Raw genomic sequence first — 14,864 nt, 5'->3', positions numbered from 1 at the left:
CCCTCACAGCTTGTAGAGGTCGGCCTTGTTGAGGATCGTGTTGCGCAGGATGCGGATCGACGCCACGTCGACCATCACGCCGTCGACATTGATGGCACCCAGGCCCTGGGCCTCCGCCTCGGCATAGGCTTTTTCGAGCTTGCGGGCCCGGGCCACGTCCTCCGGCTTCGGCGAGTAGACATCGAGCGCAATGTCGATCTGCGACGGATGGATGGCCCACTTGCCGACGCAGCCCAGGATCATCGAGCGGCGGCATTCCTCGCGATAGGCGTCGGGATTGCGGAAGTCGGCGAACGGACCATCCACCGGATCGATTCCGGCGGCGCGGCAGGCCATCACCAGGCGGAAACGCGCGTAATGCCAGATGTCTCCGGGATAGCCGTCGCTTTCGCCGACATTCCTGTTGGTGACGCCCATCGAGGCCGAGAAATCGCCCATGCCGAACACCAGGCATTCGAGGCGTGGGGTGCACTTGGCGATGGCATCGACGTTCTGCAGGCCCTCGACTTCCTCGATCAACGCCTCGAGCCCGATCCGACGCTTGAGCTTCAGTTTCTTCTCGAGCTGATGGAGGAGCTTGTCGGCAAACAGCACGTCGGCCGGGGTGAGCACCTTGGTCATCATGATGGTGTCGAGGTGCTCGCCGGCGCCCTCGACCACCTCGATGATGTCCTCGAAGGCGTATTCGGTCGTCAGGTCGTTGATGCGCACGCAGCGGGTCTTGCCGGTCCAGTCGAGGCTCTTGAGGCCTTCGATGATCTTCTTGCGGGCCTCGCGCTTCTGGCTGGGTGCAACCGCATCCTCGAGATCGAGGAAGACATGGTCGGCCTTCGACATGGCCGCCTTCTGGATCATCTTCTCGCTGGAACCCGGCGTCGAAAGCTGGACTCGGCGGGCGCGGCGCGGCGGTCGGTCGGTCATTCTCGTCTCCTAAGCAACTATTTTGTCGGCACGCAGGCGAGCAATCTCACCCGCATCGCAGCCGATGGATTGCAGATACTCGTCCGTATGCTCCCCGAGCAAGGGCGCTCGGTGGCGCACGCGGCCGGGCGTTTCAGTCATCTTGATCGCGACACCGGCGATGGCGGTCGGCTCCTCCAGACCCGGATGGGGCACCCGCACGACCATATCACGCACCGCGAAATGCGGATCGGCAAAGACGTCCCGCACGTCATTGACCGGGCCGAACGGGACCTGGCCACCGAAATGCTTCAGGAGCTCCTGCTTGGTATGGCGGCGCGTGAAATCCGACACCGCCTCGATGATCTCGTCCTGGTTGGCGCGGCGGTCCTGCACGGTGCCAAGTCTGGGATCCGTCCCCATTTCCGGCCGGCCGATCAGGCGGCACAGGATCGGCCAGTGGGCATCGGCGTGGGCGGCAATGGTGACGAAACCGTCCTTGGCCGGAAACATGCCAAAGGGGCAGAGCAGGGGGTGATGGTTGCCCTCGGGCGCCGGTACACCGCCAGTATAGGCATGCTGGTGGACGATGCGCTCGCACATCGACAGGATCGCGTCGACCATACTGACATCGACGAACTGGCCTTGCCCGGTCTTATGGGCGCGGAAGATGGCGCTCAGGATGCCGACGGCGCACATCGTCGCCGGCATGAGATCACCGATGCCGGGGCCGACCTTCATCGGCGTGTCCTTGTCGGGGCCGGTGATGGCCATCACGCCGCCAAAGGCCTGCGCCACCACGTCGTAGGCCGGCCAGTCGCTATACGGACTGGCACCGGTGCGCCGGTCGCCGAAACCGCGGATGGTGGCATAGACCAGGCGCGGGTTCTCCTGGCGCAGGATTTCGTAACTCAGTCCCAGCCGCTCCATCACGCCGCCGCGATAGTTCTCAACGACAGCGTCGGCGTCCTTGCACAGGCGCTTCACGAGATCGCGCCCTTCGGGACGCTTGAGGTCGATCGCGATGGACTTCTTGTTGCGGTTGACCGAGGCGAAGTAGCCGCCGAAGGCCTTGAGCCGGTCCTCAGGATGGTACGGCCCGACGATGCGCGTATGGTCGCCGTCGAGCGGTTCGACCTTCACGACTTCCGCCCCTTGGTCCGCCAGCAGCATCGTGCAGAACGGCCCCGCCAGCATCTGCGTCAGGTCGACGATGCGCACGCCGTCGAGCGCACCGGGCGATGGACGGGCACTCATGCGGACCGCAAATCCGCGACAGGGTCGCTCACTTGTCTCCCCAGTGGCTGCGGCGCTTGATCAGCACAGTCCGCTCGCCTTCGAAGACATGCTTGTCGTGCTGGTTCACGCCATAGTGCTTGAAGCGCACGATGCCGGCGTCAGGCTGGTCCGCGTCCTTCTTTTCCAGGACCTCGGAGTAGCAATAGAGGGTGTCGCCGTGGTGGACCGGCCCCTTGAGTCGGATCTTGTCCATGCCGAGCTCCATCAGGGCGTTCTCGGCCGTGTCTTCTGCGGCGAGCCCAATGCACATGGAAATGGTGACGCCGCCGAAGCCGAGGCGCTGTCCCCAGTTGCTGGACTTCATCAGATGTTCGTTGAAGTGACCTTCGGCCGTGTTCATGGTCACGTTCGTGATCCAGACCTGCTCGAGCGGTTCCACCGTCTTGCCGCGGGCATGTTTCATCACGTCGCCGACGACGAAGTCCTCGAAGTAGTTGTCCTTGCCGGTAAGAGCTGAAACCTTCATCAGTTCCTCCCGCGGCCGAGCAGGCGATCGGAGATGATGCGCTTCTGGATCTCCGACGTTCCCTCGAAGATCTTGGTGAGTCGCGCATCGCGCCAGTAGCGCTCGATCGCGTGCAACGTCGTGTAGCCGGCGCCACCGTGGATCTGCAGGCCTTCGCTGCAAACGCGCTCGGCCATCTCGGAGGCGAAGAGCTTAGCCATCGAGGCTTCCTTGTCGCAGCGCTGGCCATTGTCGATCTGCTCGCAGACGAAATAGTTCAACTGCCGCGCCGCCTCGATCTGGGTGGCCATGTCGGCGAGCTTGAAGCGGATCGCCTGGAAATCCGAGATCGAATGGCCGAACTGCTTGCGGTCGTTGGCATAGACGATCGAATCGTCGAGCGCCCCTTGGGCAAGGCCGATCGCACGCGCGGCTGTGTGGGCACGGGCGGTCTCGAGGCCGGAGGTGGCGTAATAGAAAGCCTTGCCTTCCTCGCCGATCATGTCGGTCGCCTCGACGCGGAAGTTGTCGAAGGCGAGCTCCCAGGTCTTCCAGCCGAAATAACCAATCTTGGGAATCGGCGCGCCGTTGCAGCCCTTCGGCAGTTCGCCACGCTTCTTCTCGACAAAGAACATGGACAGGCCGAGATGGCGCTTGCCCGGCGGCGCATCGGAAGTACGGGCGATGATGATCAGGAAGTCGGCACCGTCGGCGAAGGTGCACCAATACTTGTTGCCGCTGATCAGGTAGCCGCTGCCGTCTTTCTTGGCCCGGCAGGAGATGTTGGAGATGTCGGAGCCCGCGTTTGGTTCCGACATGGAGAAGGCGCCGAGGAACTCGCCCTTGGCCATGCGCGGCAGGTAGAGCGAGCGCTGCTCCTCGCTCATCATCTGGGAGCCGATCAGCAGGTTGCCGCGTGCGATGATGGAGGCGACGCTCATCCAGCCGCGCGACAGTTCCTCGGTCACGAGGCAATACTCGAAGCACCCGAGTCCCAGACCGCCATACTGCTCGGGGATCAGAATGCCGAAATAGCCCAGCTCCGCCATCTTCTCGCGCAGGCTCATCGGGATGTCGCCCTTCTCGGGATCGAGCTTGTTGGCGACGGGCAGGACTTCGTTCAGCGTGAACTCGCGCGCCTGCTCCTGGATCATGCGGCGCTCTTCCGTGATGTACGGCATTACTGGGAAACCCTCTGACGAACGAGATTGGTACGCTTGAAATCGATCACGAGCTCTTCGCGCTGATTGAAGCCCTTGGTGTGCCAGGTGACGATGCCGAAGCCCTTATGGGAGTCCGAGACGCGGCCATCGAGAACGACCGACTCCGCACGCAGCGAATCACCCGGATAGACCGGCTGATGGTAGGCGAGCTCGTTCACCCCCAGGAACGGACCGCCGCCTTCGCTCAGATCCTCGACGGTCATGCCGAAGACGGTCGTGAAAACGAGGAGCGGATTGGCGACCAGTCCGGGATGCCCGTGCGCGCGGGCATAGGCGGCATTGAAGTAATGCGGATTGAAATGCAGCGTCAGCGTCGAGAAGAGGGTGCTCTCCGACTCGGTGATGGTCCGTCCCCAATGGTGCTTGAACACCCGGCCGGGTTCGAAATCCTCATAGCGGTTGCCTTTCGGCACCGGCCTGGCGCGGGCCCTGAAATCCTCCGACATTGCTTCTCCATTACTCGTTACATTGCGGAAGCGCGGACCAGTTCGCCGATATCGGCCAGGCGGTCGACGCGATCGATGGTATCGCGGAGGCGTTTGGCGGCTGCCGAGCCCAGGACCGGCGTGACCAGACTGTCGAACTTGGCTTCGAGAGCCTGCCGTTGCCGGGCGAGATCGGGCCAGGGGATTCCGGAATCATGCGAGGCCTCGAGCGTGCTGCCATCGTCGAGCTGGATCGCCATTTCGGCCAGGGAATGTGCCCAGTTGGGTTGGAATTCGATCGCCATCTTGTCGCGCAACTTCTTGATGCGCGGTTCCTCCGTGATGGCGGCGGTATAGGAGTTGAGGTTCGCGGTGTCGACACCCGTCAGCGCCATTGCCACCGTCTGGCGCAACGAGAATTTCGCTTCGAGGCCGGATGTCGGATGCGGGATGTTGCAGACCCGGTCGGCGCCCGAGTCGATCCGGAGCAGGATCTTCTGGACGCGCTCGGGTGGAAAGTTGCTCTTCAGCCGGATTTCCTTGGCGCATTCGATGGGTGCGTGCGTGAGGTAACAGGCGGCGTGGTACTTGAAGAGGTTGTTGCGCAGATGCCAGCCCGACGGCGGCTCACCAAGGGCGGCATCGGCGGCGAAATGATCGCTCTGCGATGCGGCGAAGCCCTGGTCGCACTCCAGTGAGTCCGGCCGCGCGGTGAATCCTTTCGCGGCGAGCCGAGCGGCGCGCAGCCCCTGTTCGGAGGCCGTGCCGGCATGGAGCGGTTTGCACATGGTGCCGAAGTTGGACTTCAGTCCCGAGGCCTGCGTGGCCGCGATTCCGAAAGCGGTCGCGAGTTGCCTGTCATCGAGGCCGAGCATCCGGCCTGCGGCGGCGGTGGCGGAGAAGGTGCCGACCGTTCCGGTAACGTGAAATCCCTTCTGGTAATGGCTGGGCGCCACGAGCCGGCCGACCCTGCCACTCGTCTCGTATCCGGCGACGAAGCTTTCGATGAAAAGGCGCCCGGAAGCCTTGATCTGCTCGCCGAGCGCCAGGAGGGCGGGGACGACGGTGACCGTGGGATGGCCGCCCATGGCGAAATTCACGTCGTCGTAGTCGAGCGCGTGACTGGCGGCGCCATTGATCAGCGCAGCCACGGAGGGCAGCGTCTTCTCGGAGCGCGCGACCAGCGTTGCCGACCCTGTCGCGCCATCCTCGATGGCCTCCTGGACGAGGATGTCGGTGAGGTCGTCCTGCGCGCCGGCGACGGTAACAGCGAACCAGTCGAGCAGGCATTGCTTGGTGCGTTCGATCAGATCGTCGGGCAGGTCCTGCCAGGCGAGCTGTGTGGCGCGCTTGGCGATTTCGGCCGTGACGGGAACGTCACGTGACGCGACGGAGGATTGCGCGGTCGCCATGGTGTCTCCGGAAATTGAGGACCGGCGAAGTGTCGGCAAAGCGCGCGCGCTTGTCCACTAGCGTGGTTTTCGCGCCACGATATGAAAGATATGCCAATGCTTCGCGTTTCCGCGCGGCGTGACGCCGTCGGCTTCCTCTTCGTCGAACATCTCGACATCGAGTCCATCGAGCAGCGCTTGTGCCGCCGCGCGCTCGAGAAACGTGATGCCGGGCCGTCCGTTCCATGAGTCGCGAACGCCATACCATTGGCCGCTGAAGCGACCTCCGGGCGGCAGGGCGTCTCTTATGCGCTGCCATAGAGTGTGGAATTTCGCCGGCTCGCAGAGTGGCATGGCGAAGCTCGAATTCACGAGCAGGACACCGAGCGGTAAAGGCACGTCCTCGAAACGGGCCAGAACCGGTGTAATTCTTTCCGCGCCCGGCAGGCCGCGTTCGGCCAGCTGCCGTAACGCCTCGGGCTCGGCATCGACAGCCACCACATTCCAGCCCCGCCGCAGCATTTCGATCACGTCGCGGCCATTGCCGCAGCCGAGATCGACCGCAATCGCCCCAGCTGGAGGCGGTCCAAAACGGTCGAGTGCTGTGACGAGGGTACGCCGGGGAGGGCGATCCTTGAGTTTCTCGTAGTAGGCGCCCCAATCCCTGGCGCTATCCGGTGCTTGTGACATTGCGTTCGGTGTGATTCTATCCCGGCAACGATAACAACGTCTCGTTCCGGGAGGAACACATGAAAGGCCTGATCGGGCTCGTCTGCGCTGCTGCGTTTGCGTTCGTTCCCCTTGCCGCCCATGCCGACATCAAGGCTCTGGAAGAGGCCGCGAAGAAGGAAGGGGAGATCACCTGGTACACCGCGCACTACACGTCGGAAGCGGCAGAGGAACTCGGAGCCACCTTCACCCAGCGATACGGCATCAAGGTCAACGTGGTGCGCACGACCGCGCAGGTCGCCTATCAGCGTCTCACCCAGGACATCAAGAACGGCCAGACCAATTGCGATGTCTTTTCGTCGACGGATATCGGGCACTATGTGCGGCTGAAGAAGGAAGGACAGCTCGAGAAGTACATCCCGGAGGACAGTTCCAAGATCTCGGAAGCCTTCCGCAATCTCGATCCCGACGGCTATTTCCACACCACGTCGGCCGGCTTCGTGCTGATCAGCTACAACACGTCCAAAGTGAAGCCGGAGGAAGCGCCCCAGAAGTGGACCGACCTGCTCGATCCCAAATGGAAGGGCAAGATCTCGACCGGGCATCCGGCCTTTTCCGGCTATGTCGGAACCTGGGTGCTTCAGATGAAGCTTCTGTATGGCTGGGACTATTTCAAGAAGCTCGAGAAGAACAAGCCGCAGATCGGCCGCTCCATCAACGACACGGTCACGGCGCTCAATGCCGGCGAGCGACAGGTGGCGGCGGGGGCCGATGGTTCGACGCTGTTCAGTGCCGCCCGCGGCAATCCTCTTGCCATCGTCTATCCGTCGGACGGCGCAGTCCTGATCATTGCGCCGTCGGCGATCGTGAAGGGAACGAAGCACCCGAACGCCGCCCGGCTGTTCATGGAATATCTCTATTCGATCGAAGCCTCCAAGGTGGACGTGAAGCACTTCACGGTGCCGATGCGTCCGGAGGTGCCGGTTGCCGCCGGGGAGAAACCGGTGAACGAAGTGAAGGCGATCCATCCGACCGTCGAGCAGATCGACAAGGGCATTCCGGAAGCCATCGAGGATTGGCGCGACACGTTCGGTAACTGACGTGGCCATCTCTTCGCCTGCCCTGCCGACGACAGCGGCCTCGTCTCCCCGGACGAGGGCATGGGACTCGGCCTGGCTGATCTGGATCGCCATCATCGCGATCCTGTTCTTCCTGGTGGTGAGCCCGTTCGTTCAGCTGATCGCGACCAGCTTCCGCTCGGCCGACAGCGGCGCGTTCACCTTGACCAATTACGCCGCCGCTTATGGCCGCGAGCGCTATGTCGAGGCGCTGTTCAACTCCCTGGAACTGGGGGCAGCGGCGGCGCTGCTGGCCGGCGTGTTCGCCGTGCCGCTCGCCTGGGCGGTGTCGCGCACCAACATGCCCTGCCGCGGTCTGGTCCGCATGCTGGTCCTGGCGACCTTCATCACGCCGCCCTACACGGGCGCCGTCGCCTGGATCCTGTTGGCCGGTCCCAATGCGGGATGGCTCAACAAGCTCTATGCGTTCGTCATGGGAGCGGATACCGGCCCGTTCAACATCTACAGCTTTCCGGGATTGGTCTTCGTCATTGCGCTCTATTCCTATCCCTATGTCTTCATCTTCACGAGCGCGGCGCTGGAGCTCGTATCGTCGGAAATGGAGGACGCCGCCAACATTCTGGGAGCTGGCGCCTGGCGCACGATGCGTCGGGTCACCCTGCCGCTCGCCCTGCCGGCGATCCTGGGCGGCCTGATCATCTGCTTCCTGGAGGCGATCGCGCTGTTCGCCTCGCCCGCCATGATCGCGATCCCGGCGCGCTTCAATGTCGTGACGACCCAGCTTTTCCAGTTCTTCGGCAATCCGGTCCGGGTCGAGGTGGCAGCGGCCTATGCCATGCCGCTGCTCGTCGTCACCATCCTCCTGGTCGTCATCCAGCGGCTGCTGACGCGGCGCAAGGGGTTCGTGGCGCTGACCGGCAAGGGCGGCGAGCGCCGGCCCATCGCGCTCGGGCGCTGGCGGTGGGTGGCACTGGGCTATGCCCTGTTCGTGGCCAGCCTGTCGGTGTTCCTGCCGTACCTGTTCCTCCTGCAGGCCGCGTTCGCGAAGGCGTGGGGCAGGGGATTCTCCCTCGACAATCTCTCGCTGAAGAACTTCAGGTTCGTGCTGTTCGAGCATGCCACGGCGGCCCATTCCGTGCTCAACAGCTTCCTGTTCGGCGGCACGGCGGCCACGCTCGGTGTCTTCGTCGCCCTTGGCGTGGCCTACATCGTCGCCCGGCGGATCGTGCCGTTCGCGGGCCTGCTGGGCTTCCTGTGTGTGGCGCCGTTCGTCATTCCGGGCGTTGTGCTGGCGATCGGTTTCTATTCGGCCTACGCGCCGCCGCCGCTGGCCCTCTACGGCACGGCCTGGATCATGATCCTGGCCTTCACCACGCGCTTCCTGCCGATCGGCTACGTGAATGCCAATGCCGCCATTCGCAGTCTCAATCCCGAAATGGAGGAGGCGGTGCGGGTCCTGGGCGGCAGCCGGTTGACGGCGGTCCGTCGCGTCGTCGCGCCGCTGCTCAAGCGCAGTCTGCTCGGTGCGTGGCTGCTGATGTTCATTCCGGCAACCCGTGAATTGTCGTCAGCGATCTTCCTCTACGGTCCGAATACGAAGGTGGTTTCGGTGATGATTTTCGACATGAGCGAGGAGGGCAACTTCGAATACCTCGCGGCGCTGGCGCTCATCCTGCAGGCGCTGACATTGCCACTGCTGTGGATCGGCCAGCGCGCCATCGGCCGCGACTTCATGCTGAGGCGTAGCGCGGCATGAGCAAGCTCGTTCTGAGAAACATCGCCCGGCGCTATGGACCGGTCGAGGCCGTTGGCGACTTCTCTTTGGAGCTGGCCAAGGGCGAGTTCGTGTCGCTGCTGGGTCCGTCGGGCTGTGGCAAGACCACCACCCTGCGCATGATCGCGGGCTTCGTGCCGCCCAGTGCCGGCACGATCGAGATGGATGGGCTGCCGATCTCGAGTGCGGAGTCCGTGGTGCCGCCGGAAAGGCGGCGCATGTCGATGATCTTCCAGAGCTATGCGATCTGGCCGAACATGACGGTGGGCGAGAATGTCGGCTTCGGTCTTCAGGTCCGCAAGTTTCCGCGGGCGGAGATCGAGCGAAAGGTCGACAGGATCCTTGAGGTCGTCCAGCTGGGTGCCCTGAAGGGACGGTATCCCGCCGAGCTGTCGGGCGGGCAGCAGCAGCGCGTGGCGTTGGCGCGGGCCATCGTCGTCGAGCCGGAAGTGTTGTTGCTCGACGAGCCGCTGTCGAACCTCGATGCCAATCTGCGCGAGGAGATGCGCTTCGAGATCCGGCGGCTGCACGACGAGTTCAAGATCACGACAGTCTATGTCACGCACGACCAGTCCGAGGCCATGGTCACGTCCGACCGCATCGTGGTGATGAACAAGGGCCGCATCGAGCAGGTCGATGCGCCTCAGGTCCTTTATGCCCGACCCAGGAGTCGCTTCGTCGCTGGCTTCATCGGACGCACCAATTTCCTCGAGGGCACACGGGACGGGGGCGATGTCCGGTTCGACGGCTTCTCGGCGCCGGCAGCGGCCGTCGAGGGCGCGAACGGGACGGGCACATTGCTCTATTCCCTGCGGCCGCAGGCCATCCGGCTTACCCGCGAGAAGCGCCAGGGGCCGGCGCTTGCGATCGAGGCCACGATCGCAGGACGTTCGTACCTCGGCGAATATTGGGATTATCAGGCCCGGCCGCTGGGCGGTTCGAAGGCTTTGCGGGTCTCGACCAGCCCGAATACGGTATTCGAGCCGGACAGCCGGGTATGGCTGGAGATCGATCCGGCCGCCATGGTACGTGTCGAATAGTAACCATCAAGAGTTGGGACAATGACAGCAGGACCGCTTGCCCGTTTCACCGTGCTGGATCTGACGCGCGTCCGCGCCGGCCCGACGGCGGTGCGCTATCTGGCCGACTGGGGTGCCAATTGCATCAAGATCGAAATGCCACCCGCCGCCGGCGACATGGATATGGGCGGGCCGCGCCATGGTCCCGATTTCCAGAACCTGCACCGCAACAAGCGGTCGATCACCCTCAATCTCAAGGAGCCCGACGGTAAGGCCGTCTTCATGAAGCTGGTCGAGAAGGCGGATGTGGTGGTGGAAAACTACCGCGCCGACGTGAAGTTCCGCCTCGGCATCGACTATGAGAGCCTGAAGAAGGTCAATCCGCGCATCATCCTGGGCTCGATCTCGGGTTTCGGCCAGGACGGCCCCTACGCCAAGCGGGCCGGCTTCGACCAGATCGCGCAGGGCATGGGCGGATTGATGTGGATCACCGGCATGCCGGGCCAGGGACCAGTCCGGGCTGGCATCGCCGTGGCTGACGTCGGCGCCGGCCTGCATTGCGCCATCGGCATCCTGATCGCCCTGCTGGAGCGGGAGAGCTCGGGCCAGGGACAATGGATATCGACCTCGCTGCTGCAGGCGATGATCTCGATGTGCGACTTCCAGGCGGCGCGGTGGACGATCGCCAAGGATGTGCCGGGCCAGGCTGGCAACAATCATCCGACGTCGATTCCTACCGGTGTCTTCAAGACCAAGGATGGCTACATCAACATCGCCGCCTCCGGAGGCCACATCTACAAGCGCTTCTGCGAGGCCATCAAGGCGCCCGAGCTCGTCACGGAGGCCCGTTTCGCGACCGACAAGTCCCGAGCCGAGAACCGCGATGCGTTGAACGAGGAGATCAACAAGCGGGTCGAGAAATACGGCAGCGCCGAGCTAGTGAAGCTGCTGAACGATGCCGGCGTGCCGGCCGGTCCGATCTACAAGATGGACGAGATGTTCGCCGATCCGCAGGTCAAGCACCTGAAGATGGCGCATCCCGTCACGTCGCCGAAGCTCGGTGACATCGAGGTGATCGGCCAGGCCATCAACATGAGCCGCACCCCCTTCGAGATGCGCTCGGCCACACCTGAGCAGGGCGAGCATACGGAGGAGGTGCTCAAGGAATTCGGCTACGACGCTTCGGCGATCGCCGATTTCCGCAAACGCGGCGTGGTCTGAGGAGGCCCAGATGATCAGTCCCACATCCCGGATGATCGCGGAAAAGGATGGTTCGATCGGTCGGATCATCTTCAATAAACCGGAACGGCACAATGCGACGTCATCGGACATGTGGGAGGCCATCCCGGTCATCCTCGAGGATTTCGAGCAGGACCCGGCCATCCGGGTGATCATCGTCACCGGCGCCGGCGACAAGGCCTTCGTCTCGGGCGCCGACATCTCGGAGTTCGAGAAGGCCCGTGCGACGCCGGAGCAGATCGCGCATTACGACAAGATCGGCGAGGTCGCGAACTCGCGCCTCGTCAAATGTTCCAAGCCGACGATCGCCCGCATCCGCGGCTATTGTGTCGGGGGCGGTGTCGCCATCGCACTCACCTGCGACATCCGGATCGCCTCCGACAATGCCCGCTTTGCCGTTCCCGCGGCCAAGCTCGGCCTGGGCTATTGGGCGGCCGGCGTGCAGGCGCTGATGAACGTGGTCGGCCCTTCCTTCACCAAGGAGATATTCTATACGGGCCGGCTGTTCAGCGCCCAGGAAGCCTTGGCCATGGGGCTGGTGAACCGCGTCGTTCCGGACGCGGAACTCGACGCCTATGTCGACGATTATTGCCGGCATATCGGCGAGAACGCGCCACTGACCATGCTGGCGGTCAAGCGCACCGTCGAGGAGCTGACTCGCCTGGACGGCAAGCCCGACTTCCATCATGTGGCCCATCTCGTGGGAGAATGTTTCGGGTCGGAGGACTATATCGAGGGCCGCCGCGCCTTCATGGAAAAGCGCAAGCCTGTCTTCAAGGGTCGCTGACCGCGTGAGAGATCTGTTTCCCGCCGTTGCCGAAACGGCGGCGACGGGCGCGACGGCTGAACTCTTCGCCGACATCCGCGAGACGGTCGGCGTCCGGGTCGTCAATCTGGTATGGCGTCATCTCGCCACCATCGAAGGTGCCCTGCCGTCGGCGTGGTCGGCGGTGAAGCCGCTCTATGTTCAAGGAATGGTCGACCGCGCCGCTGTCCGCTTCCGGGAGGAAATGGTCCTGCCCACGCTCGACGCATTGGCGGGTGACGAGCCCGCGAGCGTCGATGCGGTGCTGGCGAGCTACGACCACTCGAACACCATCAACCTGCTCGCGCTCGGCGCGCTGACGGCCTGCCTGCATGGCGATGTGGCCGCGGTGGGCGTGCCGGAGCGGGGGCCGCGCCTGCCGGCGCCGGATGTGACGCTGCCTAAGCTCGCCTCCGCCGAAGACGTCTCGCCCGCCACCTGGGCTACGGTCCTGCGCCTCAACTGCTTCGGAGATCGGGAACAGGTCATCCTGGCCAGCATGTATCGGCACCTCGCTCATGCACCGGCCTTTCTCGTGCGCCTCGAGATGGCCCTGAGGCCCGCGGAGGAGGATGGCTCACTCCTCCGTGCCATCGCCGCCAACAAGCGAGCGGCATACGAGCGATCGAGGGTGCTGGCGCGAGCCATCTCGACGGCGCCAAGGTCACGGGGAGCCGAGATCGAAGCGGCCGTCTCGCTCTTCGTCGATCATGCGATTGGCAAGATGGTGACGATTTGCCGGGCGATCCGCATCGCCAGGAATGCCGTTTCGAGGCACAATGGCGAAGGTTCGATGCCATGGTCGGAGGGACGGTAGGACGATGAGCGATGTCGATCGACTGCACGAGATGATCGCTGCAGCCAGGCGCATCGTGGCCTTCACGGGCGCCGGCATCTCCACGGAGTCCGGCATTCCCGATTTCCGGTCTCTCGGCGGCATCTGGACGAAGTACCAGCCGATCTACTTCGACGACTTCATCGCCTCCGAGGAGATGCGGCGAGAATCCTGGCGGCGCAAATTCGCCACCGACGAGGTAATGCTGAAGGCGGAGCCCAATGCGGGCCATCGCGCCCTGGCGAAGCTGGTGGAGCAGGGCCGCATGAGCGCCATAATCACCCAGAATATAGATGGCCTGCATCAGCGCTCCGGCGTTCCTGAGTCCCGGGTGATCGAGCTGCATGGCAACGGAACCTATGCGACCTGTCTCGACTGCGGACAACGCTACGAGCTGGAACCGATCAAGAAGGCGTTCCTGGAGCATGATCAGGTGCCGATCTGCAGCAAGTGCGATGGTCTGGTGAAGACGGCGACCATTTCCTTCGGTCAGGCCATGCCCGAAATCGCAATGGCGCGAGCCCAGCACGAGACAATGGCGTGCGACCTGTTCATCGTCCTGGGCAGTTCGCTCGTCGTCTACCCGGCAGCCGCCTTTCCGCAGGCAGCCAAGCGTAACGGCGCGGGCCTGGTCATCATCAATCGCGATCCCACGGACCAGGACGACAGCGCCGATCTCGTGATCCACTCGGAGATCGGCTCCGTCATGAGTCGCGTTGTCGGCGTGAACTGAGTGTCTTGGAGCTGAGATGATAACACGCAGGGCGGTGTTGGCTGGCGCTGTTGTCGCCGCCGGAACACGGGCTGCCAGAGCCGATGACCCAGCCTTTTTCCGCATCCTGACGGGCGCGACCAGCGGCATCTACTTCCCGATCGGCGGCCTGATTGCCAGCGCTATTTCCGGCCCGGTGGGAGACCAGCCCTGCCGCAAGGGCGGCCCTTGTGGCGTGGCAGGGCTCATGGGCCTGCCCGAAGTATCGACGGGCTCGGTGGCCAATGTCGCCGCTCTTGCCGCCGGCAAGGCCGAATCGGCATTCGTACAATCCGATGTCGCCTACTGGTCTTATACCGGTACCGGGATATTCAAAGGGCAGTCCAAGGTGGAGACGCTTCGCGCCATCGCGAACCTCTATACGGAGACCATTCATCTCGTCGCCCACAAGGGTGCAGGTATCCGTTCGGTTCGGGATCTGCGCGGCAAGCGGGTGTCTCTCGACGAAGCCGGATCCGGCACGTTGCCGGATGCCCGCCTTGTGCTGGCGGCCTATGGCCTGTCCGAAAAGGATCTGCAGGCCGAATATCTTCCGTTCCAGCGTGCCGCCGACAAGTTCAGAGATCGATCGATCGATGCGTTCTTCCGGGTGAGCGGTTGGCCCGAGAGTGTCATTGCCGATCTCGCCTCGACCATGGGGATCGAGCTAGTGCCCATAGCAGGGGCCGAGGCCGCGAAGCTGGTCGGGAGCTCGGTGTATCTAGTGGCCAACAACGTTCCTGCCGGCATCTATCAGGGGGTGCCGGAGGTAGCGACCATTGGCGTCGAGGCGCTCTGGATCACGACGCAGGCCCAGCCTGACGACCTGATCTACAAGATCACCACCGCGCTCTGGGATCCGGCGGCGCGACGGCTGCTCGATTCGGGGCCGGCCAAAGGCCGCGAGATCCGGCTTCCATCCGCCTTGATGGGAGTCGGCATTCCGCTCCATCCCGGGGCCGAAAGGTTCTACAAGGAGAAGGGGCTGATCAAATGAGGCGAGGGACGGC

The 14,864-nt window shown here is 63.7% G+C and carries 15 protein-coding genes; 8 read left to right on the top strand and 7 right to left on the bottom strand.

All coding sequences use genetic code 11. The features are described from left to right. Positions 1–3 precede the first annotated feature (3 nt). The 7 genes from B5D62_RS07025 to B5D62_RS06995 are packed head-to-tail and all read right to left on the bottom strand — an operon-like array spanning position 4 to position 6,373. On the bottom strand, positions 4–921 hold the full coding sequence (locus tag B5D62_RS07025) for an HpcH/HpaI aldolase/citrate lyase family protein (RefSeq protein WP_085933047.1): 918 nt from the start codon (positions 919–921) through the stop codon (positions 4–6). A gap of 9 nt (positions 922–930) precedes the next feature. Further along, the gene (locus B5D62_RS07020) at positions 931–2,157 is read right to left on the bottom strand and encodes a CaiB/BaiF CoA transferase family protein (RefSeq protein ID WP_085933046.1); all 1,227 of its coding nucleotides are present in this window, start codon (positions 2,155–2,157) and stop codon (positions 931–933) included. Between the two features lie 28 nt (positions 2,158–2,185). Then, the gene (locus B5D62_RS07015) at positions 2,186–2,665 is read right to left on the bottom strand and encodes a MaoC family dehydratase (RefSeq protein WP_085933045.1); all 480 of its coding nucleotides are present in this window, start codon (positions 2,663–2,665) and stop codon (positions 2,186–2,188) included. Next, a complete protein-coding gene (locus tag B5D62_RS07010) occupies positions 2,665–3,825 on the bottom strand; it encodes an acyl-CoA dehydrogenase family protein (protein ID WP_085933044.1) in 1,161 nt (386 codons plus the stop codon). The genes B5D62_RS07015 and B5D62_RS07010 overlap by 1 nt, the downstream gene beginning before the upstream one ends. Beyond that, complete coding sequence (locus tag B5D62_RS07005; RefSeq protein WP_085933043.1) at positions 3,825–4,313, bottom strand: MaoC family dehydratase; 489 nt, start codon at positions 4,311–4,313, stop codon at positions 3,825–3,827. Before B5D62_RS07005 ends, B5D62_RS07010 begins: the two co-directional genes overlap by 1 nt. A 17-nt stretch (positions 4,314–4,330) precedes the next feature. Continuing rightward, complete coding sequence (locus tag B5D62_RS07000; protein ID WP_085933042.1) at positions 4,331–5,704, bottom strand: MmgE/PrpD family protein; 1,374 nt, start codon at positions 5,702–5,704, stop codon at positions 4,331–4,333. Between the two features lie 57 nt (positions 5,705–5,761). Beyond that, on the bottom strand, positions 5,762–6,373 hold the full coding sequence (locus B5D62_RS06995; RefSeq protein WP_085933041.1) for a class I SAM-dependent methyltransferase: 612 nt from the start codon (positions 6,371–6,373) through the stop codon (positions 5,762–5,764). A 59-nt stretch (positions 6,374–6,432) separates the two neighbouring features. Between B5D62_RS06995 and B5D62_RS06990 the strand changes: the two genes are divergently transcribed. Genes B5D62_RS06990 through B5D62_RS06955 form a run of 8 tightly spaced genes read left to right on the top strand, consistent with a single transcriptional unit; the run spans position 6,433 to position 14,851 of the window. After that, positions 6,433–7,452 carry an ABC transporter substrate-binding protein gene (locus B5D62_RS06990; protein WP_085933040.1) on the top strand — a complete coding sequence of 340 codons (1,020 nt, stop codon included), beginning with the start codon at positions 6,433–6,435 and terminating at the stop codon, positions 7,450–7,452. Between the two features lies 1 nt (position 7,453). Further along, positions 7,454–9,187 (top strand): ABC transporter permease, encoded by a 1,734-nt coding sequence (locus B5D62_RS06985; RefSeq protein ID WP_231714731.1) that lies wholly within the window; start codon positions 7,454–7,456, stop codon positions 9,185–9,187. Continuing rightward, a complete protein-coding gene (locus B5D62_RS06980) occupies positions 9,184–10,245 on the top strand; it encodes an ABC transporter ATP-binding protein (RefSeq protein WP_085933039.1) in 1,062 nt (353 codons plus the stop codon). Before B5D62_RS06985 ends, B5D62_RS06980 begins: the two co-directional genes overlap by 4 nt. Positions 10,246–10,266: 21 nt before the next feature. Beyond that, positions 10,267–11,445, top strand: coding sequence for a CaiB/BaiF CoA transferase family protein (locus tag B5D62_RS06975; protein ID WP_085933038.1), 1,179 nt, complete (start codon positions 10,267–10,269; stop codon positions 11,443–11,445). 13 nt (positions 11,446–11,458) lie between these two features. Further along, positions 11,459–12,250 (top strand): enoyl-CoA hydratase, encoded by a 792-nt coding sequence (locus B5D62_RS06970; protein WP_085933559.1) that lies wholly within the window; start codon positions 11,459–11,461, stop codon positions 12,248–12,250. Positions 12,251–12,254: 4 nt separating this feature from the next. Further along, the gene (locus tag B5D62_RS06965; RefSeq protein WP_085933037.1) at positions 12,255–13,085 is read left to right on the top strand and encodes a hypothetical protein; all 831 of its coding nucleotides are present in this window, start codon (positions 12,255–12,257) and stop codon (positions 13,083–13,085) included. A gap of 4 nt (positions 13,086–13,089) precedes the next feature. Next, entirely contained in the window at positions 13,090–13,836 is a 747-nt protein-coding gene (locus tag B5D62_RS06960; protein ID WP_085933036.1) for an SIR2 family NAD-dependent protein deacylase, read from the top strand. 16 nt (positions 13,837–13,852) lie between these two features. Further along, positions 13,853–14,851 (top strand): TAXI family TRAP transporter solute-binding subunit, encoded by a 999-nt coding sequence (locus B5D62_RS06955; protein ID WP_085933035.1) that lies wholly within the window; start codon positions 13,853–13,855, stop codon positions 14,849–14,851. Positions 14,852–14,864: the final 13 nt, after the last annotated feature.

This window comes from Enhydrobacter aerosaccus, from assembly GCF_900167455.1.
Lineage (GTDB): Bacteria > Pseudomonadota > Alphaproteobacteria > Reyranellales > Reyranellaceae > Reyranella > Reyranella aerosaccus.
The sequence above is the reverse complement of the archived record's forward strand: the minus strand, read 5'-3'. Positions and strand labels throughout refer to the sequence as shown.

Coding starts and splice junctions, on each gene's coding strand:
- B5D62_RS07015 (WP_085933045.1), bottom strand. CDS start 2,665: ATGAAGGTTTCAGCTCTTACCGGCAAGGACAACTACTTCGAGGACTTC.
- B5D62_RS07005 (WP_085933043.1), bottom strand. CDS start 4,313: ATGTCGGAGGATTTCAGGGCCCGCGCCAGGCCGGTGCCGAAAGGCAAC.
- B5D62_RS06975 (WP_085933038.1), top strand. CDS start 10,267: ATGACAGCAGGACCGCTTGCCCGTTTCACCGTGCTGGATCTGACGCGC.
- B5D62_RS07020 (WP_085933046.1), bottom strand. CDS start 2,157: ATGAGTGCCCGTCCATCGCCCGGTGCGCTCGACGGCGTGCGCATCGTC.
- B5D62_RS07010 (WP_085933044.1), bottom strand. CDS start 3,825: ATGCCGTACATCACGGAAGAGCGCCGCATGATCCAGGAGCAGGCGCGC.
- B5D62_RS07000 (WP_085933042.1), bottom strand. CDS start 5,704: ATGGCGACCGCGCAATCCTCCGTCGCGTCACGTGACGTTCCCGTCACG.
- B5D62_RS06990 (WP_085933040.1), top strand. CDS start 6,433: ATGAAAGGCCTGATCGGGCTCGTCTGCGCTGCTGCGTTTGCGTTCGTT.
- B5D62_RS06960 (WP_085933036.1), top strand. CDS start 13,090: ATGAGCGATGTCGATCGACTGCACGAGATGATCGCTGCAGCCAGGCGC.
- B5D62_RS06955 (WP_085933035.1), top strand. CDS start 13,853: ATGATAACACGCAGGGCGGTGTTGGCTGGCGCTGTTGTCGCCGCCGGA.
- B5D62_RS06995 (WP_085933041.1), bottom strand. CDS start 6,373: ATGTCACAAGCACCGGATAGCGCCAGGGATTGGGGCGCCTACTACGAG.
- B5D62_RS06980 (WP_085933039.1), top strand. CDS start 9,184: ATGAGCAAGCTCGTTCTGAGAAACATCGCCCGGCGCTATGGACCGGTC.
- B5D62_RS07025 (WP_085933047.1), bottom strand. CDS start 921: ATGACCGACCGACCGCCGCGCCGCGCCCGCCGAGTCCAGCTTTCGACG.